The sequence below is a fragment of the Amycolatopsis sp. NPDC023774 genome (assembly GCF_040639695.1).
Classification (GTDB): domain Bacteria; phylum Actinomycetota; class Actinomycetes; order Mycobacteriales; family Pseudonocardiaceae; genus Amycolatopsis.
Genome location: NZ_JBFAAJ010000003.1, coordinates 218,344 through 225,417, shown reverse-complemented (window position 1 = coordinate 225,417; position 7,074 = coordinate 218,344). Strand labels below are relative to the sequence as shown.

8 protein-coding genes are annotated in these 7,074 nt (G+C 70.5%); 5 read left to right on the top strand and 3 right to left on the bottom strand.

The window, feature by feature from the left end; translation table 11 throughout:
• Window positions 1-138: 138 nt before the first annotated feature.
• A complete protein-coding gene (gene phoA, locus AB0F91_RS10535; RefSeq protein WP_360596612.1) occupies window positions 139-1,524 on the bottom strand; it encodes an alkaline phosphatase in 1,386 nt (461 codons plus the stop codon).
• 170 nt (window positions 1,525-1,694) lie between these two features.
• Here phoA and rpe point away from each other — a divergent pair, with 170 nt between their 5' ends.
• The 5 genes from rpe to AB0F91_RS10510 all read left to right on the top strand — a co-directional run bounded on the left by rpe (window position 1,695) and on the right by AB0F91_RS10510 (window position 5,401).
• Complete coding sequence (gene rpe, locus AB0F91_RS10530; RefSeq protein ID WP_360596611.1) at window positions 1,695-2,381, top strand: ribulose-phosphate 3-epimerase; 687 nt, start codon at window positions 1,695-1,697, stop codon at window positions 2,379-2,381.
• Window positions 2,382-2,473: 92 nt separating this feature from the next.
• Complete coding sequence (locus AB0F91_RS10525) at window positions 2,474-3,079, top strand: riboflavin synthase (protein ID WP_360596609.1); 606 nt, start codon at window positions 2,474-2,476, stop codon at window positions 3,077-3,079.
• 90 nt (window positions 3,080-3,169) lie between these two features.
• On the top strand, window positions 3,170-4,447 hold the full coding sequence (locus tag AB0F91_RS10520) for a bifunctional 3,4-dihydroxy-2-butanone-4-phosphate synthase/GTP cyclohydrolase II (RefSeq protein WP_360597083.1): 1,278 nt from the start codon (window positions 3,170-3,172) through the stop codon (window positions 4,445-4,447).
• Window positions 4,437-4,943, top strand: coding sequence for a 6,7-dimethyl-8-ribityllumazine synthase (gene ribH / locus AB0F91_RS10515; protein WP_360596607.1), 507 nt, complete (start codon window positions 4,437-4,439; stop codon window positions 4,941-4,943). Before AB0F91_RS10520 ends, ribH begins: the two co-directional genes overlap by 11 nt.
• Window positions 4,944-5,005: 62 nt before the next feature.
• Window positions 5,006-5,401: a PH domain-containing protein gene (locus AB0F91_RS10510; RefSeq protein WP_360597081.1), complete on the top strand. Its 396-nt coding sequence runs from the start codon at window positions 5,006-5,008 to the stop codon at window positions 5,399-5,401.
• Window positions 5,402-5,461: 60 nt separating this feature from the next.
• Here AB0F91_RS10510 and AB0F91_RS10505 read toward each other — a convergent pair whose 3' ends face one another.
• Both AB0F91_RS10505 and AB0F91_RS10500 read right to left on the bottom strand, forming a co-directional pair.
• Window positions 5,462-6,247: an exodeoxyribonuclease III gene (locus AB0F91_RS10505; RefSeq protein WP_360596606.1), complete on the bottom strand. Its 786-nt coding sequence runs from the start codon at window positions 6,245-6,247 to the stop codon at window positions 5,462-5,464.
• Window positions 6,248-6,323: 76 nt separating this feature from the next.
• The gene (locus AB0F91_RS10500) at window positions 6,324-6,992 is read right to left on the bottom strand and encodes a trypsin-like serine protease (protein ID WP_360596605.1); all 669 of its coding nucleotides are present in this window, start codon (window positions 6,990-6,992) and stop codon (window positions 6,324-6,326) included.
• Window positions 6,993-7,074 lie beyond the last annotated feature (82 nt).

Here is a 7,074-nt window from a genome sequence, read left to right as displayed (position 1 = left end):
CGCACTCATGCCGCGAAGCCTAGCCTTCGTCCCCGGGCGCGCCCCAACGTGGCGTTGGTTGCGTTGCGCGCACCCATGGCGGCGTTCGGTGCGTTGAGCGCACCGAACGCCACATTGGGGTGTTCGCGGGCAGGGTGATCAGCGCAGGCGCAGAGCGCGCTTCAGCGTCGAGAACACATCGGTCTGGTTGGTCAGCCCCACGACGTTCGCGGCCTGCGGACCGTAGCCCGCGATGCGGACCTGCGTGCCGGTGTGTGACTGCGAGCCGCCGGTCTCGGCGGTGCCGTAGGCGATCGTCATGGTCGAGCCCTCGTTGGTGACCAGCGTCGCGGTCAAGCCCGGGGTGGCGGTGGGCTCCACGATCTGGCTGCTGTGGCCGTGGTCGGCCGTCACGAGCACGAGGGTGTCGCGGTGGCTGCGGGCGTACGCCAGGCCCGCGGCGATCGCGGAGTCGAAGTCGACCGTCTCGCCGATCTGACCGCACGGGTCGGCCGCGTGGTCCTGCTTGTCGATGCTGGCGCCTTCGACCTGGAGGAAGAAGCCCTTGTCGCTGTTTCGGTCGTCGAGCAGCTCGATCGCCTTGCGGGTCTGGTCGGCCAGCTTCGGCTGGGTCTTCGGCAGCGCCGGGTTCGGGGTGCAGCGCGCCGGCTGGGTGCCGCCGTGAACCGCGGCCGGGCCGGTCCAGTTCACCGGCATGTTGTTCGCCGCGAACAGGCCGAGGACCGGCTTGCCCTTCTTCGCCTTCGCCAGGTCAGCCGCGGTGTTGACGACGTTGTAGCCGGCCGCCTTCGCCTGGTCCAGCACGGTCTTGCCCTTGAACTTGCCCGCCGTCACCTTCTGGTTGAAGAAGGCCGCGCCGCCGCCGAGCAGGACGTCGGGGCGGGTCTGCACCAGCTGCTCGGAGATCGAGCCGGCGCCGCCGTTCTCCTTGGCGTTCCGCGCGCACTTGGCGGTCGTCTCGGCTGGGCCCTTGCAGTCGCGGCTGACCACGTGGGAGCCGAGCACGGCCGGGGTCGCGTCCTGGATCTCCGCGGTGGTGACGTCGCCGGTGCGCAGGCCGCCGCGCTTGGCCAGTTCGAGGATGGTCGGCACGGGGTCGCCGTACGCGTCGACCGAGATCGCGCCGTTGTAGGTCTTGGTGCCGGTGGCCCAGCCGGTGCCGGACGCGGCCGAGTCGGTCACGTAGTTCGGCTTGCCGGGGTTGTTCTGCTCCACGGCGTACGTGGTGTAGTCGCCGGTCAGCGGCAGCTCGTCCATCGCGAGCCGCCCGGCCGCGCCGCGCTCGTAGTTGCGCGCCGCCGTGATCTCCGACTGGCCCATGCCGTCGCCGACGAACAGGATCACGTTGCGCGCGGTGCCGCCCTGGATCGCGTTGCGGACGTCCTGTGTGCGGTCACCCGTGGAGGCGGTGCGCGACGTCACGGTGTCCGACGTCGCCAGGGCGACCGGGGCCGCGGCGATCAGCGCGGCGCCGAGCGCGCCCGCGGTCAGCCACTTGCGGCGGCCGGCGAAGAGCGTTCTCATGCAGGTTCTCCTCGGATGGGGATTAATCCGGAAACTCCGGCTCGGCCTATTAGTCCGGATACATGTGTTGCGCACGAATCATCCGGATGATCAGTGGCTGTCCGAAAGGAGAACACCGGGCCGCCGCAGCCGGTTCACGACGGTTAACCGCCCCGACCTAGACTCAGGGGGTGGCCGTTCGACCCCTCATCGCACCCAGCATCCTGTCCGCGGACTTCGCCCGGCTCGGCGAGGAGATCGCGGCGATCGCGCACCCGGGGGAGACCCGCGCCGACTGGGTCCACGTGGACGTGATGGACGCGCACTTCGTGCCCAACCTGACGCTCGGGCTGCCCGTGGTCGAGGCGCTGCTGAAGTCCACCGACGTGCCGCTCGACTGCCACCTGATGATCGACGACCCGGACCGCTGGGCGATCGGGTACGCCGAGGCCGGCGCCTACAACGTCACGGTGCACGTGGAAGCGGCGAACGACCCGGTGAAGCTCGCGAAAGACCTGCGCGCGGCCGGGGCGAAGGCCGGCCTGTCGGTGAAGCCCGGGACTCCGCTCGAGCCCTACGTCGAGACCCTCAAGCACTACGACACGCTGCTCGTGATGTCCGTCGAGCCCGGGTTCGGCGGCCAGTCGTTCATCCCCGACGTGCTGGAGAAGGTGCGCACCGCGCGCCGCCTCGTCGACACCGGCCACCTCAGGCTCGTGGTCGAGATCGACGGCGGGATCAACGCCGAGACCATCGAGCAAGCCGCCGAAGCCGGCGTCGACTGCTTCGTCGCCGGGTCCGCCGTCTACGGTGCGGACAACCCTGGCCTGGCGGTCGCGGCGCTGCGCGAACAGGCCGCGCGCCACCGCGCGAACTGACCCCACGCCCCGGGAAGCACCGGGGTGGGGGCGGGTGTTGGATGGAGGGATCACCGGGTTCGGACGGTGACGGCGGCGAGGAGGCAGCAGCAGTGTTCACCGGGATTGTCGAGGAGATCGGCGAAGTCACCGCGGTCGAGCAGGGCACGAACATGGCGCGGCTCACGGTGCGTGGTCCTCTGGTCACGTCCGACGCGAACCACGGCGACTCGATCGCCGTCAGCGGGGTGTGCCTGACGGTCGTGGACGTCTCGGACGGCGCGTTCACTGTCGATGTGGTGAACGAGACACTGGCGCGCTCCAGCCTCGCCAAGGTCGCCGTGGGCGACGCCGTGAACCTCGAGCGCGCCACCCCCGCGGGCGGGAGGCTCGGGGGGCACATCATGCAGGGCCACGTCGACGGCACGGGTGTCTTCCTCTCCCGCGACGACACGGGCGTGACCACGTTCGCCCTGCCCACGGGCCTGGCGAAGTATGTCGTCGAGAAGGGCTCGATCGCCGTCGACGGCGTATCGCTGACCGTGGCGTCGATCACCGCCGAGCAGTTCTCCGTGGCATTGATCCCGACCACGCTCGAGGTCACGACCCTGGGCCGGCGCGAGGCGGGCGACCTCGTGAACCTCGAAGTGGACGTCGTCGCGAAGTACGTCGAGAAGCTCGCCACCCCACATCTGGCCGCGAGCGCGCACAATGTCTGACGTTCGGTCCGACGGTACGAAGGAGCAGCCGTGAGCGAGACGAAGGCGGCCGAGCCGCGGACGGGCTGGACGCCCTGCGGTGCCGGCGCGGTGTTCGACGCGGACGCCATCGAGGCGGCGGTCGCGGACATCGCGGCGGGCAAGGCCGTGGTGGTCGTCGACGACGAGGATCGGGAAAACGAGGGCGATCTGATCTTCGCGGCGGAGAAGGCGACGCCGGAGCTGCTGGCGTTCATGGTCCGCTACACCTCGGGGTATGTGTGTGTCGCGTTGACCGAGGCGGAGGCGGATCGGCTGGATCTGCCGCCGATGTACCACACGAACCAGGACGTGCGCGGAACCGCGTACAGCGTCACGGTCGACGCCGCCGAGGGCATCACCACGGGTATTTCGGCGGCGGATCGGGCGCACACGATGCGGTTGCTGGCTGACCCGGCCGCGTCGGCGAAGGACTTCCGCCGGCCCGGGCATGTGGTGCCGTTGCGGGCGAAGGAGGGTGGCGTGTTGCGCCGCCCGGGTCACACCGAGGCCGCGGTGGATCTGGCTCGCATGGCCGGGCTCAACCCCGCCGGTGTGCTGTGTGAGATCGTGTCGCAGAAGGACGAAGGCGACATGGCCCGGCGCGACGAGCTCGAGGTTTTCGCCGCGGACCACAACCTGCGGGTGATCACGATCGCCGATCTGATCGCGTACCGGCGTCGGACCGAGAAGCAGGTCGAACGCGTCGCCGAGGCCCGGATCCCGCTGGCGGCGGGCACGTTCCGCGCGGTGGGTTACGACAGTCTGCTGGACGGGATCGAGCACATCGCGTTCGTCTACGGCGAGATCGGTGACGGCGAGGACATCCTCGTGCGCGTGCACTCCGAATGTCTGACCGGCGACGTCTTCGGCTCCCTGCGCTGCGACTGCGGCCCCCAGCTCGAAGCCGCGCTGCAGGCCGTGGCCGACGAAGGCCGCGGCGTCGTCCTCTACATCCGCGGCCACGAGGGTCGCGGCATCGGACTGCTGCACAAGCTGCAGGCCTACCAGCTGCAGGACGCCGGCGCGGACACCGTGGACGCCAACCTCGCGCTCGGCGTCCCGGCCGACGCGCGCGACTACGGCACCGGCGCGCAGATCCTGTGCGACCTGGGCGTGCGGTCGATGCGGCTGCTCACGAACAACCCGGCCAAGCGCGTCGGGCTCGAGGGGTACGGCCTGCGGGTCACCGGCCGCGTGCCGCTGCCCATCTCGCCCAACCCCGAGAACCTGCGGTACCTGCGCACCAAGCGCGACCGCATGGGGCACGACCTCGCGCAGCTGGAGCACTACGAACAGGTGGGTGCCGCCGACCAGGCGGAGAAGGGGACAGCACCCGATGAGCGGTGAGGGACGGCCCGAGTTCGAGCTCGACCTGAGCGACTGCAAGGCGCTGAAGCTCGGCATCGTGGCCACGCGGTGGAACGCGAACATCACCGACACGCTCCTGGAGCGTGCGCTGGCCGCCGCGAAGGCGGCGGAGCTCGAGGAGGAGCCGACCGTCGTGCACGTCGCCGGCGCCGTCGAGCTTCCGGTAGTCGCGCAGGCGCTGGCCCGCCACCACGACGCGGTCGTGGCGCTCGGCGTGGTGATCCGCGGCGAGACCCCGCACTTCGATTATGTGTGCGACTCGGTCACGGCCGGCCTCACGCGCGTGGCGCTCGACGAGAGCACCCCGGTGGGCAACGGCGTGCTGACGGTCAACGACGAGCAGCAGGCGCTCGACCGTTCCGGTCTGCCGGGTTCGAAGGAGGACAAGGGCTACGAGGCCACGGTCGCGGCGCTCGACTCCGCCCACGTGCTGCGCGGCCTGCGCCAGCCGTGGACCGAGCGGGGATTCGTGTGAGCCCGGCCGTGAGTGAGCACCAGGAGACCACGCTCGTGATCCGCCCCCGGCGGGCCCTGGTGATGTGCAGCGTGCTGGCCGTGCTGCTGCTCGCCGTGTTCATCGTCGTGGCGATCCTGCTCCGCAACTCCCACACCGGCGTCGTGTTCGAGAAGTCGGACCAGGTGGCCATGATCGGCATCGGCGTGCTGCTGGCGCTGGGCACGATGCTGTTCGCCAACGCCCGCGTGCGCGCGGACGCGACCGGCATCGAGGTCCGCAACGTGATCACGACCCGCCGGTTCCTGTGGAGCGACGTGCTTTCGGTCAGCTTCCCCGACGGTGCTTCGTGGGCGCGGCTGGAGCTGCCCGAGGACGAGTACTTCTCCGTGATGGCCGTGCAGGCCGTGGACCGCGACCGCGCTGTTGCCGCGGTGCGCGCGCTGCGCAAGCTGCACAAGGCGGCCACGGGTTCCTGACCCGTCAAGCGAGAACGCCGCCTGGACGACCGTGGTCCGGGCGGTGTTCTCGTTGGTGCGTCAGAGGTCCAGGTCGACGACGATCGGCGCGTGGTCCGACGGGCCCTTGCCCTTGCGGGCCTCGCGGTCCACATAGGAATCCCGCACGGCCGACGTGAACGGCTTGTTGCCGTACACCAGGTCGATGCGCATGCCGCGGTTGTTGGGGAAGTTCCCGGCTCGGTAGTCCCAGTACGTGAACGGGTGGTCGTACTTCAGCGGACGCGGGAACACGTCCGCCAGCCCGAGGTCGCGCAGGCGGGCCAGCGCCGCGCGTTCGGGTTCGGTGACGTGGGTGGAGCCGTCGAACAGCGAGCGGTCCCACACGTCGGCGTCGGTGGGGGCGACGTTGAAGTCGCCGAGCACGGCGAACGGTGTCCCGGGCAGCGCTGCCAGCTCTGCCGCGACGGTCGTACGCAAGGTTTCGAGCCATTCGAGCTTGTACGCGTAGTGCGGGTTGTCGGGCTCCCGGCCGTTGGGCACGTACACCGACCACACTCGCGCGCCGCCGCAGGTGGCGCCGACGGCCCGCGCTTCCGCCGCGCCTTCGAACTGGGGCTCACCGGTGAGGCCGCGGACCACGTCGGTGATGCCGACCCGCGAGACGATCGCGACGCCGTTCCAGCGGCCGAGCCCGTAGGCGGCGACCTCGTAGCCGAGCGCCCGCACCGGTTCGAGCGGGAAGGCGTCGGTGGTGTTCTTCAGCTCCTGCAGGCACAGGACGTCGGGTGCCGAATGCTCGAGCCAATCGAGCACGCGTGGCAGCCGCGGCACGATCGAGTTGACGTTCCACGTCGCGATCCTCACGACCGCCAGGATAGGGGTGCGTGGCCCGGGGCACCCGGCCACGCACCCCCGCTTCGGCTGACCAGAGCGCCCCGGATCAGACGCCCGAGGTGCTGCGGACCCACGAGCGGCTGGTGGCGACGCTCGCGTAGTTGTTGGTGCCGCGGGTGTTCGTGCCGCTCTGGTTCTGCACGGTCGACGCGACGCCGACCTGCACGCCGTTCGAGACCTCGGGCCCGCCCGAGTTGCCCTTCCAGGCCGAGCCGTTGATCCCGACGCTCTGGATCGCGCGCCCGCCGTACGCGTCGGTGGAGCGACCCGTGACCTGCACGTTCGCGACCTTCAACGCCGAGGCCGGCGGACCGGTCGGGGTCGTGCGGCCCCAGCCGTAGAGCTGGTTGGAGGTGGCCTGGGCGAGGTGCAACAGGGCGATGTCGCCGTGGGGGGATTCCTCCTCGCGGTCGACGGCGATCTTGGTGCCGCCGAGGAGCGTGTTGGTGCCCACGCGGACGTACATGCCATTGCCGTCTTCGTCGAGGCAGTGCACGGCCGTCATCACCCAGCGCGACGCGATGACCGTGCCGGAGCAGTTGAAGCCCTGGAAGTCGCGGCCCGGCGTGTTGACGTAGACCTGGGCGCCCCAGCTGACGGCGGGCGCGGTGCCGCCGCCCACGATGTTCGTCTGCGCGGTGGCGGCGGTGCCGCCGGCCAGGGTCAACGCGACCGCGGCGGCCGTGGCCTCGCAGGCGAAACGGGTGCTTCTCAAGGGAAGATCCTTTCGGTGGGGACCGAAGAGCCGGGTCTCGGCTGGGACGGACCGTAATCAGCGCGTCACCCGGCCGGGAACC

Excerpts from the sequence above, each read along its gene's own strand:
- phoA (WP_360596612.1), bottom strand. The coding sequence starts at position 1,524 with ATGAGAACGCTCTTCGCCGGCCGCCGCAAGTGGCTGACCGCGGGCGCG.
- ribH (WP_360596607.1), top strand. The coding sequence starts at position 4,437 with ATGAGCGGTGAGGGACGGCCCGAGTTCGAGCTCGACCTGAGCGACTGC.
- AB0F91_RS10510 (WP_360597081.1), top strand. The coding sequence starts at position 5,006 with ATGTGCAGCGTGCTGGCCGTGCTGCTGCTCGCCGTGTTCATCGTCGTG.